This window comes from Winslowiella arboricola, from assembly GCF_025527015.1.
GTDB classification, from domain to species: domain Bacteria; phylum Pseudomonadota; class Gammaproteobacteria; order Enterobacterales; family Enterobacteriaceae; genus Erwinia; species Erwinia arboricola.
The window spans coordinates 275,153-294,260 of the sequence record NZ_JAODIM010000041.1 but is presented as its reverse complement, the minus strand read 5'-3'; the positions used below and the strand labels follow the sequence as shown (position 1 = coordinate 294,260).

Here is a 19,108-nt window from a genome sequence, read left to right as displayed (position 1 = left end):
CGTGACTAGCAAAGTTGAATCAGTACGCCATATTGAGGATCCACACCGGTGGAATTAAACGTAAAGTTTTTCCAGCCGTTTGAACTTGTCGTCGTGGCCATCAAAGTACCACCAAACCTCTGCACCGCCTTCACACAGACACCTGATACAGCTTGCCCGCCCTGAGTGACGGTAAATTGCCATGTCGCCGTGACAGGGACGGTTGTACTGCTGACAAAGCTGGAGCTTATTACCAGCGGTAGCGGAGCAGCGGCATTTACCGTGACGGGCACATTAATCGGCGCTGGCGCCTCCTCAGTCAGCGTCGCATCCTGCCTGACGGTAATCGTGGCGGTGCCGGCATTAATAAATGTCATCAGGCCACTGCTGGCGTCCACCGTCACTACGCTTGCGTCTGAAGAGCTGAAATGTTTAGTCCCGCCGTTGTTACCGCCACTGACGTTCAGCACCTGGGGCGCGTCACCCTGCGTGACCGTGACATCGCCAGCGCTTAGCGGCGGAGCAACATTCAGTGCCACCGTAACGGTGATAGTGGTCTGCTGCGCCAGATAGTTGGTGCTCTCAGCTTCACTGATGGTTACTGTCGCCATACCGGCGGCGACGGCGGTCAGCTTACCGTTAGCATCCACCCGCGCCGTTCCGGGTGCAGAAGAGCTCCAGGAAAGAGCCGTTCCATTGCTGTTGCCGCCGCTAACGGTGATCGTGCTGGTTTCACCGACCTTCATCGATACATTCTGTGCCGACAGCGGCGTTCCGCTAATCCGTTTAACCGTAACCGGAATGGTCAGGTTAGCGGGGGCGGTATGGCTGCTGGTTGCCGCCTGACTGACGGTAATATTTGTCGTACCTGCTTTAAGAAAGGTTACCGTCGCGTTAGTTACTTTCGCCACCGTTTCATCATTCGAAGCATAGTTAAGCGTGCTGCCGTTACCACCAGAGATGGTTAACGTACGCGGATTATCACCAAAGCTGGCTTCAACTGCTGACGGCCCGGTCAGCGGAGTGGCAACATTCAGCTCCACCGTGACGGTAATGGTGGTCTGCTGCGCGAGATAGTTGGTGCTTTCAGCTTCACTGATGGTCACTGTCGCTATCCCTGCGGCGACGGCGGTAAGCTTACCGTTAGCGTCCACACTCACCGTTCCGGGCGCTGAAGAGCCCCAGGAAAGAGCCGTTCCATTGCTGTTGCCGCCGCTGACGGTGATCGCGCCGGTTGCACCGACCTTCATCGACACATTCTGCGCCGTCAGCGGCGTTCCACTAATCCGTTTGACCGTGAGCGGAATGGTCAGACTGGCAGGCGCTGTATGGCTGCTGGTCGCTGCCTGGCTGATGGTAATATTTGCTGTACCCGCTTTAATAAAGGTGACGGTAAAGTTATTCCCGCTGGCACTACTTACCTTCGCCACCGTTTCATCAGTCGAGATCGCGTTCAGCGCGCTGCCGTTACCGCCAGAGATAGTTAACGTCCGCGGATTGTCGCCAAAGCTGGCTTCCACTGCTGACGGCCCGGTCAGCGGAGTGGCAATATTCAGTCCCACCGTGACGGTGATGGTGGTCTGCTGTGCCAGATAGTTGCTGCTCTCAGCTTCACTGATGGTCACCTTCGCCGTACCGGCGGCGACGGCGGTAAGCTTACCGTTGGCGTCCACACTCACCGTTCCGGGCGCCGACGAGCTCCAGGAGAGGGCAGTGCCATTGCTGTTGCCGCCGCTGACCGTGATCGTGCTGGTTTCGCCGACCTTCATTGACAGATCCTGCGCCGTCAGTGGCGTGCCTTGCGCCCGGGTAACCGTGGCCACCACGGTAATCGGCGCTGGCTCCTGCTGTGTCTCAGTCATATCCTGGCGCACGGTAATCATGGCCTGGCCCACGTTATGGAATCTCATCAGGCCACTGCTGGCGTCGATAGTTACCACCTCTTCGTCTGCAGAGCTGAAGTGTTTAGTGCCGCCGTTACCGCCGTTTACCTGCAACGTCTGCGGTGTTGCACCGTACTCCACGGTAACCGCGTCAGCGCGCAGCGCTTCGGTCGCCTGCCTGACCAGCGGAAGGCTCAGCTGCTGCGCGGACCCTCCTGGCTGCTTCACTGCGACCTGCCAGTAACCACTGCCATAACTTCCGGGCGCAGTCAGTTCTGTCGGGGAAATGCCATCCTGGTCAGTCATTGTGGTGCCTGCCGGCTGATCATCACTGCTCCAGTTCAGGGTTTGCTGACTGATACCGAGCTTATCCTGCTCACTCAGGGTCGCGATAAACGCCACTTTCCCGCTGCCAACCACAACCTGTGGCGTGGGGATGGCGGTATGCAGGGCCAGTGACACATGCGGCGGCACAACGTTGAAAGCAACCGATTTCTCTTTGCCGGTGGTGTCTGTCGTTCGTTTGCCTGCGCCCGGATCCAGCAGCGAAGCAACCACCGTGTCGCTGCCAGTAGTGTTAATATTTTCTAAGTAAACCATGGCCTTGCCACTGGCGTCGGTTTGTCCCTGATGAGTTTGCAATGTGCCCAGTTGAGGATTCAGATGGCGCCACCACACTTCGCGACCGGAAATCGGGTTGCCCAGCGCATCAACCGCGGTGGCGGTAAATAAGATGCGCCCTGTTTTGCCTGGTGGAAATTTGATATCGCCATCAGCGTTGATAACGCCATTCTCCAGCACTTGCAGCGTCAGGGATTTCATTGCGTCATTAGGTAATACCGTCAGCTGATAACTGGCGCGGCTGACCGGTTGATCGGACAGTTTTACATAGGCTTCAGCAGTCACAGTGGTTTTGCCAGCACGCAGTGGCGTCACCTGTCCGCTAATACTGTCCACCAGCGCGACCGACGTGTCACTGCTGCGATAACGGGTATGCGCGGTGGTAGTGCCTTTGACCGCATGAATAAAGGGCTGACTTCCGGCCTTGATACTCATTTCCGTCGGATCAAAGTAGATCTGCCAGCTTTTTTTCTGTTCTTTATACGCCAGCACAATATTGTTATTACGTTCAACGAAAGCCGTGCTGGACTGCATCAGTGATGGCAACGCCTGCGCCCGATCCGGGTCGAGCATTTCATCCAGCGTACGCCCAAACTGCCAGCTCAGGTTCAGCCCCGCTTTAAACTCGTTGCTCTGGTTGCTGATAAAATCCTGTTGGGTTTGCAGCGACAGCAGCGGCAGCGGCTGCCATTTCAGGCCAACAGTCAGACCATGCGGATCTGCACTTACCTCATTCCGGCTGCCTTTAACATCAACTTTATCGCCATACCACTGGAACCAGCCGGCATTGGCGGCAAAATGATCGCCCAGTGCGGCATCCAGCTTCACATCCCAGCCGCGTGCCGCCCGCTCATAGAGGGTAAAGTAGTCGCCATCGGATAAGAAATGGTGGTCAGCAGAGTGCCGCCAGTCGCTGAGAGGAGAATAATAGTTAGCTGAGGCGCGCAGGCGCTGACTCCACAGCTCTAACCCGGTACCGAAGCGATTATGGTCGCGAGTGAGATCCTGATCGTAGAACAGGTTGCTGCCAAACATCAGATCAGGGTTGATCATATGTCGCCAGCCGAAGCCAAGATTGACGATATTGCGCTCATTCCAGCGATGGGCGCTGAACTGGGTGAACAGTATATCATCCTGCCAGCTGCGGAGTGGCAGCAGATAGTCCAGGCCAAAATCGTTATCGCCTTTTAAACGGGTATCCATTTTTACCCGCGCATGTCCACCGGTGTGATTAAGCCAGGATTCCACTTCCGCCGTAGCGGCCTGATTAATGATGCTGCTGGCCTGATTAACCGCAGCACGGCTGGCGCCCTGCTGATTTGCCCCGTGCCAGAAGCCATCCATCCACTGCTGGATTTTTTCCGCCTGCGGCGATGACGCTTGCGCTAATGTGCTATCAGTTTTTATCCGCGGCACCACTACCCACTGTCCGCGTAAATCTTCAAGCTGATCAGGGGTTTTAATTGGCTGGTTTACATTTTTTAACTGCGAAAGTGACAGGGAATAACGCCAGGCAAATGCCTGCACATCTTCACCCGGTATAATTTGCGCTAACTCTACCGCAGGATATAAATGCGTCGTGGCATTAATATCAGGCAATAACAACCAGTCGCCCAGCTGCAGGTTATATTGCTGGCTGATATTCCGCTGCAACTGCTCCAGGTCACCGAACTCCGGCTCCATTTGCTGCTGCAACTGTTGCCAGCTCTGCTCCTGTGGTTTCGGTAGCAGAACGTAATGCTTATCTTGAATAAAATTATTCAGACTATGATTCGCAATACTTTTATTTAAGGAGAACGTTATGATAATTAATGAGATTATAAAATAACACATTAATGGCAGGGCGATGTATCCCCACCGAACAACCTTGTTTTCAGATCTGACGTCCATGTGCGTAGCTTCCATTTCAATCGAGAATAACCAACGTGGCAGACTAGCCACTCTGCTAAAGCCGATCCTGGCTAATTTAACAGTGCGGGTTTAAAGATTTCTTCGTGCAAATTTTACTTAAAAAAAAAGCGGTTTAAAACAAAATTTATCCATTCATTTATTAAGTTTTATAAAAGCGTCTTTTATGGAAACTATTCTGGCACTAACCTTATGCTAATATATTCATGACTATAAAGTTTTAATTTCAGTTCATCATAAATAAACCTTAAACGCCCCTGTAATTCACGGGTTAAATGGGTGCAGTTATTTGATTGCTGGTGGGTTTTATTTCTTTGGCTGAGAAGGTGATGAAAGGTTGATTTATAAAATATTAAAATCTGCTAATATTTTATAAAAAATAAATATTGATGGAATTTATCAACGCAATGGCGCCGGGGTGACATCATCACCTCAGCTGTGACTACATCATCAGGCGCTCAATCACCGGCGGCAGCTGCGACAGCAGATACAGAATTAGTCCGATGGTACCGCCCACCAGCGTGCCATTGATGCGGATAAACTGCAGATCCTTACCGATATTCACTTCTATCTGATGCGACATATCGCGCGCATCCCAGCTTTTTACCGTATCGCTGATATGGCGGGTCAGGAAAGCGGCGAAGTCCGGCGCGACGGTGCTGGCCGCGTCCTCCATATGCTGATTGAGCGAGGCGCGCAGACTGGCGTCATTGAGCAGCGTTTCGCTAAACCAGTGGCCTGCGGCGGTGATTTTTGCCTGTACCGCCGAGTTATCGCTGTTTAAATCTTCTTTCAGCCAGCCGCGCAGATCGCCCCACAGCTCGCCGATATAGCTATTCAGCGCCTCATCTTCTTTCAGATATGACTTAATGCTGTCGGCGCGGCGCGCCATCTCCGGATCCTGCTTCAGTTTATCGATAAAGCGCTCAACCGCGCGGTTAAAACCGAGGCGCAGCTCATGACCATGATCCTGACCAATATCATCAAGAAGCGAATTGACCGCATTCGACACCAGCTCGGCGCTGTGTTCGCCCAGCCACTCGGTCGGCAGCATTTTGGCCTTAATCGGATGCTCGCGCTTCAGCCAGCGCACCAGCTGCATGGCGATAAACTCGCGGGTACCGGGCTTATTCAGCAGTTTCAGCAACTGCTCAATTGCCGCATCCAGCAGCTCCTGATGGCGATTATTTTTGGTCAGGCTCTCCAGCAGCATCGCGCCGGACTGCGTCAGATCGACCTTATCAATCGCCTTGTGTACCGCGCGGCGGATAAAACGCTGGATGCGCGCATCATCGGTCAGATCGAGAAAGCCGCGCATCACCTGCAGCAGATGGCGTCCAAGCCGTTCGGCATTGCCCGGCGCGCTTAGCCAGTTAGCGATAATCTGCGCCGGATCGTGACGGCGGATCAGCGCCAGCAGCGACTGGGTATCGAGGAATTTCTCCTGCACAAAGCGGCCAAGATTCTCACCGATACGATCTTTATTGCGCGGAATAATTGCCGTATGGCGCGAGATAAACGGCACCGGCACGCGGCGAAACAGCGCCACCACCGCAAACCAGTCAGCCAGCGCGCCGACCATCGCCGCTTCGGCAATCGCTTTGATCCCGCTGACCCATAAACCGGGCGGGAAGAACAGGGTAGTGACAAATACGCCCGCAGCGATACACAGCAACAACAGGGCGATACGTTTGATTTTCTTTAATTCAGTCTCTTTATCCATACATGCCGCTTAGCGTTTGCGGCCTCCCATAATACTGCCCAGAACCCCACGGATAATCTGGTTGGTGATCTGTCGGCTCGCGCTTTTCGCCATGGTCTGCACCACGCCATCGCGCTTACCGCCACGTGGTCCGGTACTGCCGAACAGAATATCTTTTAGTCCGCCGAGAATACCGTTATCCACCGCCAGCTCATTGCCTTTGCTGGCGGGCGCCTGCTCGCTGGCGGCCTGTACCCCTTTTTGCAGCATCTCATACGCGGACTCCCGATCGACCGCTTCATCATATTTACCCGACAGCGGCGAGTGGTTAATCAGCCCGTTACGTTCGTCATCAGTCACCGGCCCCATCCGTGAGCCGGGAGCAATTACCATCGCGCGTTCGACCATGGTCGGGCTGCCTTTCTCATCGAGGAAAGAGATCAGTGCTTCACCGGTGCCCAGCTGCTGGATAGCGGCGACGGTATCAAAGGCCGGATTGGCGCGCATGGTTTGCGCGGCGGTTTTCACTGCTTTCTGATCTTTCGGCGTAAAGGCGCGCAGCGCATGCTGAATGCGGTTACCCAGCTGGCCAAGCACTGTATCCGGGATATCCGCCGGATTCTGACTGACAAAATAAACCCCCACCGCTTTGGAGCGGATCAGGCGGATCACCTGTTCGATCTTATCCAGCAACACCTGCGGCGCATCGTTAAACAGCAGGTGCGCTTCATCAAAGAAGAATACCAGTTTGGGCTTATCGAGATCGCCGGCTTCCGGCAGTTGCTCATACAGTTCCGACAGCATCCACAGCAGGCTGGTGGCGTACAGCTTTGGCATCTGATAGAGCTTTTCCGCCGACAGGATATTGATCACCCCTTTGCCATTCGCATCGGTGCGCATCCAGTCTTTGATATCCAGCATCGGCTCACCAAAGAAGTACTCGGCTCCTTGCTCCTCCAGCGTCAGCAGCCCGCGCTGAATGGCACCGACCGAAGCGCTGCTGATATTGCCGTATTGTGTCTGGAAAGATTTGGCGTTATCGCCGATATACTGCGTCATGGCGCGCAGATCTTTAAAATCGAGCAGCAATAAGCCCTGATCGTCGGCAATGCGGAAGATAATCTGCAACACCCCCGACTGCACCTCATTGAGATTCAGCAGGCGCGCCAGCAGCAGCGGGCCGAGATCGGTAACGGTGGCGCGTAGCGGATGCCCTTTTGCCGCGAAGATATCCCACAGCACCGTCGGGCTGCTTTGCGGCTGCCAGTCACTGACGCCGATGTTCGCCAGCCGCGCCAGCAACTTCTCAGAGCTGACGCCTTCTCTGGCGATGCCGGTAAGATCACCTTTAACATCGGCCATAAATACCGGCACGCCGATACTGGAGAACGATTCGGCCAGTTTCTGCAGGGTAACGGTTTTACCGGTGCCGGTAGCGCCGGTAATCAGCCCGTGGCGGTTGGCCATATTGGCTAACAGATGCAGTTGGGTTTCGCTGGTCTGGGCAATCAACAAGGGTGCGGTCATGGTGGCTCCGTTATCGTGATTCGATTGCTGGCGGGATGCGTCACTGCACCAGATTATAGTTCAGCGAATACTTCACGATATCGGCATTGTTACTAAAGTTCATCCGCTTCATCATGCGCGATTTATAGGTGCTGACGGTTTTATTGCTAATCGACAGGGTATCGGCAATGGCATTAATGCTTTCTCCATGGGCCAGCATAATCATAATCTGCCGCTCACGCATCGTCAGGCTCTCATGGGGCGCGCGGTTGCCGCCCTGGTATTCGGAGAACACGATCTCCTGCGCCAGATCGTGATCGATATAGCGCGCGCCACGCGCCACGGTGCGAATCGCGTGCAGCAGCACTTCCGGCGGTTTGTCTTTGGTGATATAGCCCAGTGCGCCGCTGTTCAGCACCCGGCGGGCGATTTGCGGTTCGTTATACATGCTTAGCACCAGAATGCGCAGCGCCGGATATTGCGGAATAATGCGGTTAATCAAATCCTCGCCGCTGATGCCGGGCATCGAGATATCCAGCAACAGCAGGGTGATATCACAGTGACGCAGCCGCTCCAGCACCTGGCTGCCATCCGGCGCTTCGCACACTACTTCAATATTTTCATCCAGCGCAAAAATTTGTTTCAGTCCCTCACGCATAATCGCGTGATCGTCGGCGATCATCAGCCGGATAGGTTGTTCCATCGCTTACTCATCCTTTTTATGGTTTTTACTGGCTGCGGATAGCGGGACCGTCAGTTTGATGCGGGTGCCTTTACCGGGTGAGCTGGTGACGGTGGCGTCACCATTCAGCATGCGGCCACGCTCCTGAATTCCGAGCAGGCCGAAAGCATTTTTCTGCACACGATTAACATGGAAACCTTTGCCATTATCCACCACTTCGACCACCAGCGTGTCGGGCTGTGGTTTAACGATAATATAGATATTGCTGGCGCTGGCATGGCGGGCGGCATTGGTCAGCGACTCCTGCACCACGCGGAAAGTGGCGGTCATCGCCGCTTCATCCAGCTGCACGCGGTGTTCGTCGGGGGCGACAAGAATGCAGCGGCAGCCGCCGTTTTTCATAAACTGATCGCGCAGCCACTCCAGCGCCGGGATCAGTCCGAGATTCAGCACATTCGGCCGCAGCCGGGTGGAGACATCGCGCACCACCTGAATGGTGCTGTCCACCAGCCCCATCAGATTCTCCAGCTGAGCCTGAATCACCGCGCTGCCCTCATGCTCACGCATCGACAGCAGCGACAGGCCGGTGCGCAGTGACGTCAGATGCTGGCCCAGCTCATCATGAATATCACGCGCCAGCTGTTTACGCTCCACTTCGCGGGTCAGCTCCTGATTGCGCGTCAGCATCCGCAATTGCTGATGGGCGGCGCGCAGTTCATCTTCGGTCTGGCGCACCAGCGTAATATCCCGGCCGACCGCCAGCACGCTGACCATCTTGCCTTGCAGGTTATATTCCGGTACGCAGCGCACATGTAACACCTGCTTGCTGCCCTCGCGATCGAACGTCAGCTCATTTTCCGCCCCCTGTTCATCGACCAGGGTTTGCGAGATCAGCTTAAAAAAGCTCAGGCCGACATCGCCCAGCGGCACGCTTTCGGTTAACTGCCAGTTATGGATTTCGCGTTCGCTGCGATTAAACCAGCGCCGTACCGCCGGATTGGCGTAGACGCAGCACATATTCAGGTCAAAGCGCGCGATCAAATCCGGCGAGTTCTCCACCACCGTATTCATCTGCTTTTCACGCAAACGTTGCTGCTCTTCCTTGCGGCGCAGCTCCCGCACATCGTGCACCACACAGAGGATCTGTTGCAGACCCTGATTGTCATAGCTGCTGGAACTGACCTCAACCGGAATCAGCTCGCCATTGCGGCAGGCATGCTGCGACGTAAAGGTAATTCCCTCGGGACGGATGCTCAGCTTCCACCACAGGGCGAAGACGTCACTGTCCAGCAATTCGCGATCGATAGTCGAAAAGGTCAGTTGAGAAAATTCCTTGCGCGAATAGCCCATTAACTTACAGGCTTTATCGTTGACATATTGAATGCCTAATTCACGGTCAATAAGGTAAATAGCATCGTGAATACGATTTAAAGCAATGTCAGATAAATTGGGTGAGTTTGAATCTGCACGTTCCTGGCGGTTAGAAAAGCCCTGCAGCAGCATAATTCCCTCTATATTGATGATACTTATTGCTGTATGCAGTCAATTAATCTGCCTGCAGTCGGGGAGTGACGCCGCTCCCCGGGAATATTTTAAAAGGTCGCTTAATATAAGCATGATCATAGTAGCATTTATATCATCCTGAGCAGCGGCGGAGTTTTTTCAGACTGCTTTTCAGGCATAGACCCCGACCCGTAAAGCCTCACGGGCGCGTGACAGGCGGGATCGCACGGTACCAATCGGAATATTCAGATGTTGCGCCACATCCTGATAACTGCCTTCATTCTCTACCAGAATAGAGAGCATGGTGCGAATATCGCCCGGCAGTTTTTCAATAGAATTTAGCGTCGCGCCAAGCAGCTGGCGCTGTTCAGTGATATCGCTGGGATCATTATCAAACAGCAGATCGGCGGTAATCTCATCATCAAGAGTGTCGAGCAGGTAGCGGCTCTGCTGACTTTTGTAGTAATTACGGATCAGATTCACCGCAATACCGAACACCCAGGTTTCCGGCCGCGAAGCTCCCATAAATTTATGGCGATTACGCAGCACTTCCAGACAAGTCATCTGCAGAACATCCTCCACATCCTCCGGGTTAGCGATGCGCTTGCGAATAAAATTCATCAGCTTTTTATTGTGCAGATTAAAAACCTCATCCCAGTCAACACTCAGTGAATATTCAGTGGGATTACGCTGTTCTGCGGTGGCGCCAGTGATTGTCGTGATCATGATTCTCTCCGATTAATGAACACATGCGTTCCTGCTGGATATAGCAAGGGATATGCCAGCAGGTTTTATTCTGTTAACCGGTTGTTTTTACTGATTTTGACTTTTCCGCCAGGAGTTATCTGAGACGAATTTTGTCAGCGGTTTGACCTCAGCTATGCAACTTCTTGCATTAGTGACTGACGGCGATTATTTCGCGACGGACGGCGGAACTTTTTTCTGCCGAATCAGGGAACCACCGCCTGTTAAATGACACACAGGAGATAATGCAAACTGAGGAACGCTGGCGATGATTAAAATGCAACCCGCTATACCCGCAATGCAGCACACCTTAAAAGCGCTACTGAAAGGGACTGAAGCTGCGGCGGCAAAAAATGCCAACCGGGGTCCGGATAATGTGCGCACGCGGGCGGAGACGCAGGCTGATTCGCTGGAAGAGATCGGTTCCATGTTCAGTGAGAAGATGGAGAGTAAAAATAAGGCGCAGAATCGCCGCCAGATGCAGAGCAACCTGATGCGCAATAAGCATTCGGTTGCCAAAGTGGAACATCTTGATCAGCTGTTCCAGTTAATGGACAGTAATGAAGAGCAGGTGCTGGAGCAGCAGCTCGGATTAATGCGTGAAGCGCTGGCGCGTTCCCCGGCCCCGAGCAGCGAAGAGCTGTTGCAGGAGATGGGCGGCGACCCGGCGCGCTGTGATGTGATGCTGCGTATGGTCCAGCAGCAGGCCAGCACCGACGGCGACACTAAGCTGGCCGACGCCGCCAGCCAGCACCTGAGCAACCTGCTGCAGCAGCATGGCGACAGCATTCGTGCCGGCAGCAATACCGCTTCGGCGATTGCCGAGTTCACCAGCGATCCGGCGGAAAAGCAGTCGCTGCGCAATCTCTATTACAACAGCATCGTGCATCAGCAGTCGGCGATGGCAATGCTCGATCTGCTGCTCGATCAGGTGGAGCCGCGCCACTTTGTGCCGACGCTGCGCACCCTGCAACGTGCGCTGGCCGATGATATCGCCGCGCTGGCGCCGTCAATTACCGCTGGCGCCTTGCGCCATATTCGTCACGGCCTGCATGAGGCCGGTCAGCTTAATCACACGCTGGCGGCCAGCAGCACGCTGCTGAAGCGGATGACGCATAAACTGCCGGAAGTGGCGTTAACTGCCGTCGACCTGACCCGCCGTCTGCTGCAACTGAGCCATAACGGCGCTTATAACAGCGATTTTCAGCATCTCGGTCAGGAGGTGGTTGGCGCACAGCCGCAACACCTGTCACTGTTCTTTAGCTGCCTGTTTCCGCTGGTTCATCAGCTGCCACACTCGCTGTGGAAAGAGCCCGATCAGCGCAAAACCGCGCTGCAACTGCTGCGCGGCATTATTACCGAACTGGCGAAAGCTGAGCAGCAACAGCTGGCGCGCAGAGCTTCGTAATGAATACTCTCTTTCTGATCCTTAACAAAATCGCCATCAGCGCCATGCAGCGCTCGGAAGTGGTCGGCGCCGCCTTTGCCATGGCACTGGTGTTTATGCTGATCATTCCACTGCCGCTCGGCTTAATCGATATGCTGATCGCGCTGAATATCTGCCTCTCCTCACTGCTGGTGGTGCTGGCGATGTACCTGCCGAAGCCGCTGGCGTTCTCCACCTTCCCGGCGGTGCTACTGCTGACCACCATGTTCCGCCTGGCGCTGTCGATCTCCACCACGCGCCAGATCCTGATTCAGCAGGATGCCGGTCATGTGGTGGCAGCCTTCGGTAACTTTGTGGTCGGCGGTAATCTGGCGGTCGGGATGGTGATGTTTCTGATCCTGACGGTGGTGAACTTTTTAGTGATCACCAAAGGATCGGAAAGGGTGGCGGAAGTGGCGGCGCGCTTTACTCTTGACGCGATGCCGGGCAAGCAGATGTCGATCGACAGCGATCTGCGTGCAGGCATGATCGATGTCTGGCAGGCCAAGGCGCGACGCAGCGATCTGGCGAAAGAGAGCCAGCTGTTCGGCGCAATGGATGGCGCGATGAAATTTGTTAAGGGCGACGCTATCGCCTGTCTGGTGATCCTGTTTATTAACCTGATCGGCGGCTTTAGCATCGGCGTATTGCAGCTGGGGATGCCGGCCGGTGAGGCGATGCATGTCTATTCGATTCTGACCATCGGTGACGGCCTGATCGCTCAGATCCCGGCGCTGCTGATCTCACTGACCGCCGGTATGATCATTACCCGCGTTTCGTCCGACAATGAAAAAACCATCGATAACAATATTGGTCGCGAAATCGCCGAGCAGCTGACCAGCCAGCCGAAAGCCTGGATCCTCTCTTCAATCGGCATGGTGGGTTTTGCGCTGCTGCCGGGGATGCCGACCGCCGTGTTCCTGGTGCTGGCGGCGCTGACGATGATCAGCGGCACCTTTCAGCTGTGGCGCGTGCGTCAGGAAGGGCGCATGGCGCAGCCGCAGATGGAAAATGAAGTGATCCCGCCGGAGCTGAATGGCAAAGAGGATCTGCGCCAGTTTAATCCGACCCGTCCTTATCTGATTAATTTCCCGGCCGCCAGCCGTGGTCAGCCGGAGATGCTGGAGCTGGTGCAGGATATTCGTCGTCTGCGTAACCGCATCGTCTACCACTTTGGTTTTACCTTACCGGCCTTCGATATCGAATTCCTTGAGCACCAGGATCAGCATGAGTTTCGCTTCTCGGTGTATGAGATCCCGCAGGTGGTTGGCACCTTTAATCTGCCGATGCTGGCGGTACATCGCCGCTGGCTGGCGGAGATGTCAGAGGCCGATCGCGAGCAGGTGATCGCGGGTGATGAGCTGAAGCGTGAAGGCGATCTGATCTGGCTGCCGCCAGAGCACCCGTTACTGCAAAACGACGAAGTGGATCGCTGGAGCCCGCGTGAACTGCTGGTGAAACGGATGGAAAACGCCATTCATGCCAGCAGCCCGCACTTTATTGGCTTGCAGGAGACGCGGGCGCTGATGGGCTGGCTGGAGACCGAGCAGCCGGAGCTGTCGCAGGAGCTGCAACGCGTGATGCCGATAGCCCGCTTCTCCAGCGTGTTACAGAAGCTGGTGGCCGAGCGTATTCCGCTGCGTTCGGTACGCGCGATTGCCGAGGCATTAATCGAGCATGGCCAGCATGAACGCGATATCAATCTGCTGACCGACCAGGTGCGTATCACGCTGAAAAATCACCTCTGCTACCAGTATGCGCAGGCCGATGGTCTGCATGTCTGGCTGCTGACGCCGGAACTGGAAGAGCAGCTGCGTGATGCCCTGCGCCAGACGCAGAACGAGATTTTCTTTGCCCTGATGCAGGAGCAGATCACGGCGATCCTCACCGAAGTCGGACAGGCATTCCCCTCCGACAGCAATCAGAGCGCGGTACTGCTGGTGGCGCAGGATCTGCGCAGTCCGATGCGCACCCTGATCCACGAAGAGTACCACCAGGTGCCGGTGCTGTCGTTTGCTGAACTGCAACCTAATCTGGCGGTGAATGTGCTCGGGCGCATCGACCTCGATCCCGCCGTCTACTCACTTACCAGCTGGGAGAGTTAATGATGTTCGAACTGCGCGTGCTGTCCGGCCTTCATTTAGGCGCGGCGTTGCCCCTGTTTGGCGACAGCTGGTTAATTGGCCCGGCGGAAGAGGCGGATCTGCAACTGAGTGATGCGGCGATCGACAGCGATTACCGTCTGTTACGCCCGGATGAAGAGAGCTGGCAGTTGCAGCAGGCAGTAACCGACAGCAGCCTGCAGGATCTGGTGGTCAGCGAGTCATTTTCCCTTGGCGGCGTCTGGCTGTGCGTGGCGGCAGCGGATACCGCGTGGAGCGCCTTTACCCCGCCGCCAGTGGCTGAACCGGTGATGGCAAACGAGGCTCCGGCAGTAGCCGCGCCAGCGAAAGGCGGTTTTCCGCGCTGGATCAGCGCGCTGATGTTAAGCCTGACGCTGCTGCTGACCTTTACCGTGGTCAGCTGGATCCTGCAACCGACAGTGGCGCAAAGTCAGATCAATCAGTCCGGGCGCCAGCATCTGGATACGCCTGCTGAGATGCGCGCGCCGCTGCTGAACATGTTGCGCGAACGCGATCTGGCCGCGGCGGTCAGCGTGGTGAACGGCAAAAAGACGCTGACGCTGAAGGGCAAACTGAATAAAGAGCAGATGCTGGTATTCAACCGCATGCTGGCGCGTTTTAACGCTGACTATATGACTGCCGAGCCGCTGGTTAATCAGGTCACGCCGCTGAAGATCGAACTGCCGTTCCGTATCGTGCAGATCACCACCGGCGCACGCGCCAATATTGTTACCGATGAGGGGCAGCGGCTGTTTATTGGCGACGAAGTCGACAACCTGCGGCTGGTCGCGATTACCAGCAACCGCATCGAATTTAACGGACGCGACAATATTAAGGTGAGCTGGTAATGACGGTGGCTCTCGATCACTGGTTCCGCCAGCAGCAGCAACGGCTAAGCGCCTTTGCCCCGGTCAGCGCATTTGGGCGCATCACCGGTATTAACGGCATCCTGCTGGAGAGCAGCTTACCGCGTGCGCGTATCGGCGATCTCTGCCGCGTAGAGCGCAACGACAGCAGCAGCGTGCTGGCGGAGGTGGTGGGTTTTAATCCGCAACACACCCTGCTGTCGGCGCTGGGCCAGCTGGATGGTATCGCGCAGGGCGCACGCGTAACACCGCTGTTTCTGCCGCACAGCATCACCGTTTCCGACCGCCTGCTGGGCAGTGTGCTGGATGGCTTTGGCCGTCCGATTAGCGAAGGGAGTATCGGTGCCTTTGTTATGCCCGGCAGCGGCGATGACAGCTTTAGCGTGCTGGGCGATGCGCCACCGCCAACCGAACGTCCACGTATTGATACGCCGCTGCCGACCGGCATTCGTGCCATTGATGGCCTGTTAACCCTCGGCGTCGGCCAGCGTGTCGGCGTATTTGCCGGTGCGGGCTGCGGTAAAACCACACTGCTGGCGGAGCTGGCGCGTAACACGCCGTGCGATGTGATCGTGTTTGGTCTGATTGGCGAGCGTGGTCGTGAACTGCGTGAGTTTCTTGATCATGAACTGGATGAAGAGTTGCGCAGTCGTACCGTGCTGATCTGCGCCACCTCGGATCGCAGCAGTATGGAGCGCGCCCGTGCGGCGTTTACCGCCACCGCCATCGCCGAAGCCTGGCGCGATCAGGGCAAAAGCGTGCTGCTGATCCTCGATTCCCTGACCCGTTTCGCCCGCGCCCAGCGTGAAATCGGTCTGGCGCTGGGCGAACCACCGGGACGCGGCGGTCTGCCACCTTCGGTCTATACCCTGCTGCCAACCCTGCTGGAACGCGCCGGACAAACTAACCGCGGCTCGATTACCGCGCTCTATTCAGTGCTGATTGAGGCCGACTCAATGAACGATCCGGTAGCCGACGAAGTGCGCTCACTGATTGATGGTCATATTGTGCTGACGCGCAAACTGGCCGAGCGCGGCCACTATCCGGCCATCGACGTACTGGCCAGCCTGAGCCGTACCATGAGCAGCGTCACCTCGCGCGAACATATCGGCGAAGCCACCTCAATGCGCCGCATGATGGCGGCCTGGCAACAGGTGGAAATGCTGATCCGCCTCGGCGAGTATCAGCCCGGTCACGACGCGATGACCGATGCGGCAGTAGATGCGCAACAGGCGATCAACGGCTATTTGCGTCAGGAGATGCACGATCCTTCCCACTTTGAAGACACGCTATTGCAACTCTCGGAGGTAAGCCAATATGCGCCGTCACATTAACGTTGAATCTGATATCCCTGAAGTTTCCGATACTGAGGCGTTGCAGAAAACCTTTGCGCTGCTGCTGCCTATCCGCCGCCAGCGTCTGAACCGCAGCGAGCGGGCGCAGCGCGAGCAGGAGCGGGCATTGCAGGCGGCGGACAGCCAGAGCGCAGCGGCGCAACAGCAGCTTGCCCGCCATCAGCAGCACTATCAGCAGCTGCGCGACAGCTTTGCCGCCGGGCTACAGCAGCAGGAAAACCTGCGTCAGGAGCTGCACCAGGAGCGTCAGGCGGGCGAGGCGGTACTCGGACAGAAGCGCGAACTGATCAATTGCCAGCAGCAGCAGAGTGACCAGCAGCAGCGGCTGAGCGAGGCGCAACAGGAAACGCGCAGCCGCCAGCGTGAACTGGAAAAACTGGAATATCTGATGCAGGAAAGTGAGGGACTGCAATGACACCATTACAGCAGCAGGCCCAGCGGGTAGCGGACAACATTCAGGCCAGTAAACGGCGTGACAGCCAGCAGGCAGAGAAAGCGCGTCCGCAGACCCCGGCACGCCAGCCAAAGGCGGATACCCCTAATCAACCGACGGCAAAACTGCTGGACAGAGGCGGACGCAACGCCAGCGAGCAGGGTGATAAACCCCGGCGTTCAGCAACGCGGGAACGCAGCGCATCCTCTGCTGACACGCCATCGCTGAAACGTGCGCTACAGAGTGAACCTGCGCCGCAGGAGGCATCACTGTTTAGCGAACTGCTGGGCAGTGACAGCCAGACGCCGCTGGCACCGGGTGGCGCGCATTTTGACTGGACGGCGGGCATGCCCTCTGCACCTGCGCAGGCCGCCAGCGCGGCGGCGCCATCAATGGCGCTGTGGCATCAACTGGAGCCGCCGCTTAGCGAAGCGCTGGCCAGACAGCCGGGCGGGCCGGTATCGATGACCCTGCTGCTGCCCAAGCTGGGTGAAGTGGATGCGCGCATGTCCAGCCTGCCGGCCGGTGCCGGCTGGGATATCAGCCTGCGTTTTGCTCCCGAGGCGCTGGCGATGCTGGCGCCGCATCACGAGCGCTGCCGGGAGTCGCTACGGCGACGGATGGCCTGCCGCGTGCGCCTGCGTTTTGAACAGCGAGGGGAGGGATAATGAAACCACTGCAACTGCGTCAGCAAAGCCAGCTTGAGGCGCGCCTGCGCCAGCAGATTGGCTCGGGCTATCGCTTTCCTTACGCTTTAGACGGTGCGCGCGGCTGGCTTCAGCTAACGCTGAGCCAGGCGCCCGCGGTGCCGACGCAGGCTTTACAGTGTGAGCTGGGGACGCTGCATCTGGCCGATGCCGAAGCGGTATGCAGCTTGTTCTCAACCTGTCCGCTGCTGCCGCAGGCAGATATTACCGAGCAGTGGTACTGGCCGCTGTTTAATCAAACCCTTAGCGAGGAATTGCGCTGCCTGCTGGGGTGTGTCGCGGTAACAGACGCCGTCGCCGAATACGGTGACAACTTATGGCTGACGCTGAATGTGGTGCTTGGCGAGCAGCGCGCCAGTAGTCAGCTAAAAATCTCGCTTAATACCCTGTCATTACTACTCAATAAAACCGGCTGGCAGCCGCTGATCCCACAATCAGCGGACAAGCTGGCGCTGACTCTGCCACTCACCCTGGGCGCACTGTCGTTCTCGCTACAGCAGCTGCGTACGCTGCAATGCAACGATGTGGTTCTCCCCACCACCACCCATTTTTCCCCCGCCGGAAGCGGTGTGCTGCGTTTTGCCCACCTCAGTTTACAGGGGGAATTGATCAGCGAAGAGGGGCGTTCCGCCCACTTTTATATTACCGATTTGGAGACAACTGACGTGAATTTGACCCCCGATGATTATGCGATGGATGGAATGCCGCAGCCGGAAGAGGAGTGGTCGTCTGAGCCACAGAACGAGGCGTCGGTATTTGATCCGCTGCCGCTGGCGTTAACCCTGCGCTGCGGCAATCTGAAACTCACGCTCGGCGAACTGAACCGACTGAGCGCCGGATCCACGGTGATGGTCGAGCATGTTCAGCCGGGTGAAGCGATCCTCTGCCACGGCGATTTCCCGCTGGCGAAAGGGGAGCTGGTCGATGTCGAAGGGCGGCTCGGTCTGCAAATCACCCATATGCTGCCCGGCGCAGTCAATCCATTGGGCGGGGGCAGGTAACGCGCATGGATATGGGACCGCTTAACCCGATCATGCTGGCGCTGTTTCTTGGCGCCCTGTCGCTGCTGCCGATGATGATGATTATCTGCACCAGCTTTCTGAAAATATCGATGGTGTTGCAGCTGACGCGCAATGCGATGGGTGTGCAGCAGGTGCCGCCGACCATGGCGCTGAACGGTATCGCGCTGGCGGCGACGCTGTTTATTATGGCGCCGGTATTTAGCGATATGTCGCAGCGGGTCAAAGCGCTTCCTCTCGATCTCAGCTCAATGGAACGGCTGGAATATACGCTGGGTAACGGCATTGAGCCGTTAAAAAAATTTATGACCCACAACACCGATCCCGACATTGTGGTGCACCTGCAGGAGAACAGCCAGCGCATGTGGCCGCCGGAAATGGCCAGCAGCGTAAAGCCTGACAATATGCTGCTGGCGATCCCGGCGTTTGTGCTGTCGGAGCTGCAAAACGGTTTTAAGATCGGCTTTTTAATCTTTATCCCGTTTATCGTGGTCGATCTGATCGTCTCCAACGTACTGCTGGCGCTTGGCATGCAGATGGTGTCGCCGATGACGGTATCGCTGCCGCTGAAGATCCTGCTGTTTGTGTTAATCAGTGGCTGGACGCGCCTGCTGGACGGCCTGTTCTACAGCTACTTATAGGGGCATAGGG

At 56.4% G+C, this 19,108-nt stretch carries 14 protein-coding genes; 8 read left to right on the top strand and 6 right to left on the bottom strand.

Annotation, left to right across the window (positions count from 1 at the left end; genetic code table 11):
- Positions 1–5: 5 nt before the first annotated feature.
- From N5923_RS13125 to N5923_RS13100, 6 genes are all read right to left on the bottom strand, one after another.
- Complete coding sequence (locus tag N5923_RS13125) at positions 6–4,178, bottom strand: inverse autotransporter beta domain-containing protein (protein WP_267142981.1); 4,173 nt, start codon at positions 4,176–4,178, stop codon at positions 6–8.
- 655 nt (positions 4,179–4,833) lie between these two features.
- Positions 4,834–6,114, bottom strand: coding sequence for a DUF445 domain-containing protein (locus N5923_RS13120; RefSeq protein ID WP_267142982.1), 1,281 nt, complete (start codon positions 6,112–6,114; stop codon positions 4,834–4,836).
- A gap of 9 nt (positions 6,115–6,123) precedes the next feature.
- Positions 6,124–7,620 (bottom strand): helicase HerA-like C-terminal domain-containing protein, encoded by a 1,497-nt coding sequence (locus tag N5923_RS13115; RefSeq protein ID WP_267142983.1) that lies wholly within the window; start codon positions 7,618–7,620, stop codon positions 6,124–6,126.
- Positions 7,621–7,660: 40 nt separating this feature from the next.
- Complete coding sequence (locus tag N5923_RS13110; RefSeq protein ID WP_267142984.1) at positions 7,661–8,302, bottom strand: response regulator; 642 nt, start codon at positions 8,300–8,302, stop codon at positions 7,661–7,663.
- Between the two features lie 3 nt (positions 8,303–8,305).
- Positions 8,306–9,784, bottom strand: coding sequence for a PAS domain-containing sensor histidine kinase (locus tag N5923_RS13105; protein WP_267142985.1), 1,479 nt, complete (start codon positions 9,782–9,784; stop codon positions 8,306–8,308).
- Between the two features lie 171 nt (positions 9,785–9,955).
- The gene (locus tag N5923_RS13100) at positions 9,956–10,510 is read right to left on the bottom strand and encodes an RNA polymerase sigma factor (protein WP_267142986.1); all 555 of its coding nucleotides are present in this window, start codon (positions 10,508–10,510) and stop codon (positions 9,956–9,958) included.
- A gap of 286 nt (positions 10,511–10,796) precedes the next feature.
- Between N5923_RS13100 and sctW the strand changes: the two genes are divergently transcribed.
- Genes sctW through sctR form a run of 8 tightly spaced genes read left to right on the top strand, consistent with a single transcriptional unit; the run spans position 10,797 to position 19,098 of the window.
- Positions 10,797–11,936 carry a type III secretion system gatekeeper subunit SctW gene (gene sctW, locus N5923_RS13095; protein WP_267142987.1) on the top strand — a complete coding sequence of 380 codons (1,140 nt, stop codon included), beginning with the start codon at positions 10,797–10,799 and terminating at the stop codon, positions 11,934–11,936.
- Positions 11,936–14,059 (top strand): type III secretion system export apparatus subunit SctV, encoded by a 2,124-nt coding sequence (gene sctV / locus N5923_RS13090; RefSeq protein ID WP_267142988.1) that lies wholly within the window; start codon positions 11,936–11,938, stop codon positions 14,057–14,059. Before sctW ends, sctV begins: the two co-directional genes overlap by 1 nt.
- On the top strand, positions 14,059–14,925 hold the full coding sequence (locus N5923_RS13085; RefSeq protein WP_267142989.1) for an FHA domain-containing protein: 867 nt from the start codon (positions 14,059–14,061) through the stop codon (positions 14,923–14,925). Before sctV ends, N5923_RS13085 begins: the two co-directional genes overlap by 1 nt.
- Positions 14,919–16,277: a type III secretion system ATPase SctN gene (gene sctN / locus N5923_RS13080; protein WP_407704463.1), complete on the top strand. Its 1,359-nt coding sequence runs from the start codon at positions 14,919–14,921 to the stop codon at positions 16,275–16,277. Before N5923_RS13085 ends, sctN begins: the two co-directional genes overlap by 7 nt.
- A complete protein-coding gene (locus tag N5923_RS13075) occupies positions 16,261–16,713 on the top strand; it encodes a type III secretion system protein (protein WP_267142991.1) in 453 nt (150 codons plus the stop codon). The genes sctN and N5923_RS13075 overlap by 17 nt, the downstream gene beginning before the upstream one ends.
- On the top strand, positions 16,710–17,399 hold the full coding sequence (locus N5923_RS13070; RefSeq protein WP_267142992.1) for a type III secretion system HrpP C-terminal domain-containing protein: 690 nt from the start codon (positions 16,710–16,712) through the stop codon (positions 17,397–17,399). The genes N5923_RS13075 and N5923_RS13070 overlap by 4 nt, the downstream gene beginning before the upstream one ends.
- On the top strand, positions 17,399–18,439 hold the full coding sequence (locus tag N5923_RS13065; RefSeq protein WP_267142993.1) for a FliM/FliN family flagellar motor switch protein: 1,041 nt from the start codon (positions 17,399–17,401) through the stop codon (positions 18,437–18,439). Before N5923_RS13070 ends, N5923_RS13065 begins: the two co-directional genes overlap by 1 nt.
- Positions 18,440–18,444: 5 nt before the next feature.
- Entirely contained in the window at positions 18,445–19,098 is a 654-nt protein-coding gene (gene sctR, locus N5923_RS13060) for a type III secretion system export apparatus subunit SctR (RefSeq protein ID WP_267142994.1), read from the top strand.
- Positions 19,099–19,108 lie beyond the last annotated feature (10 nt).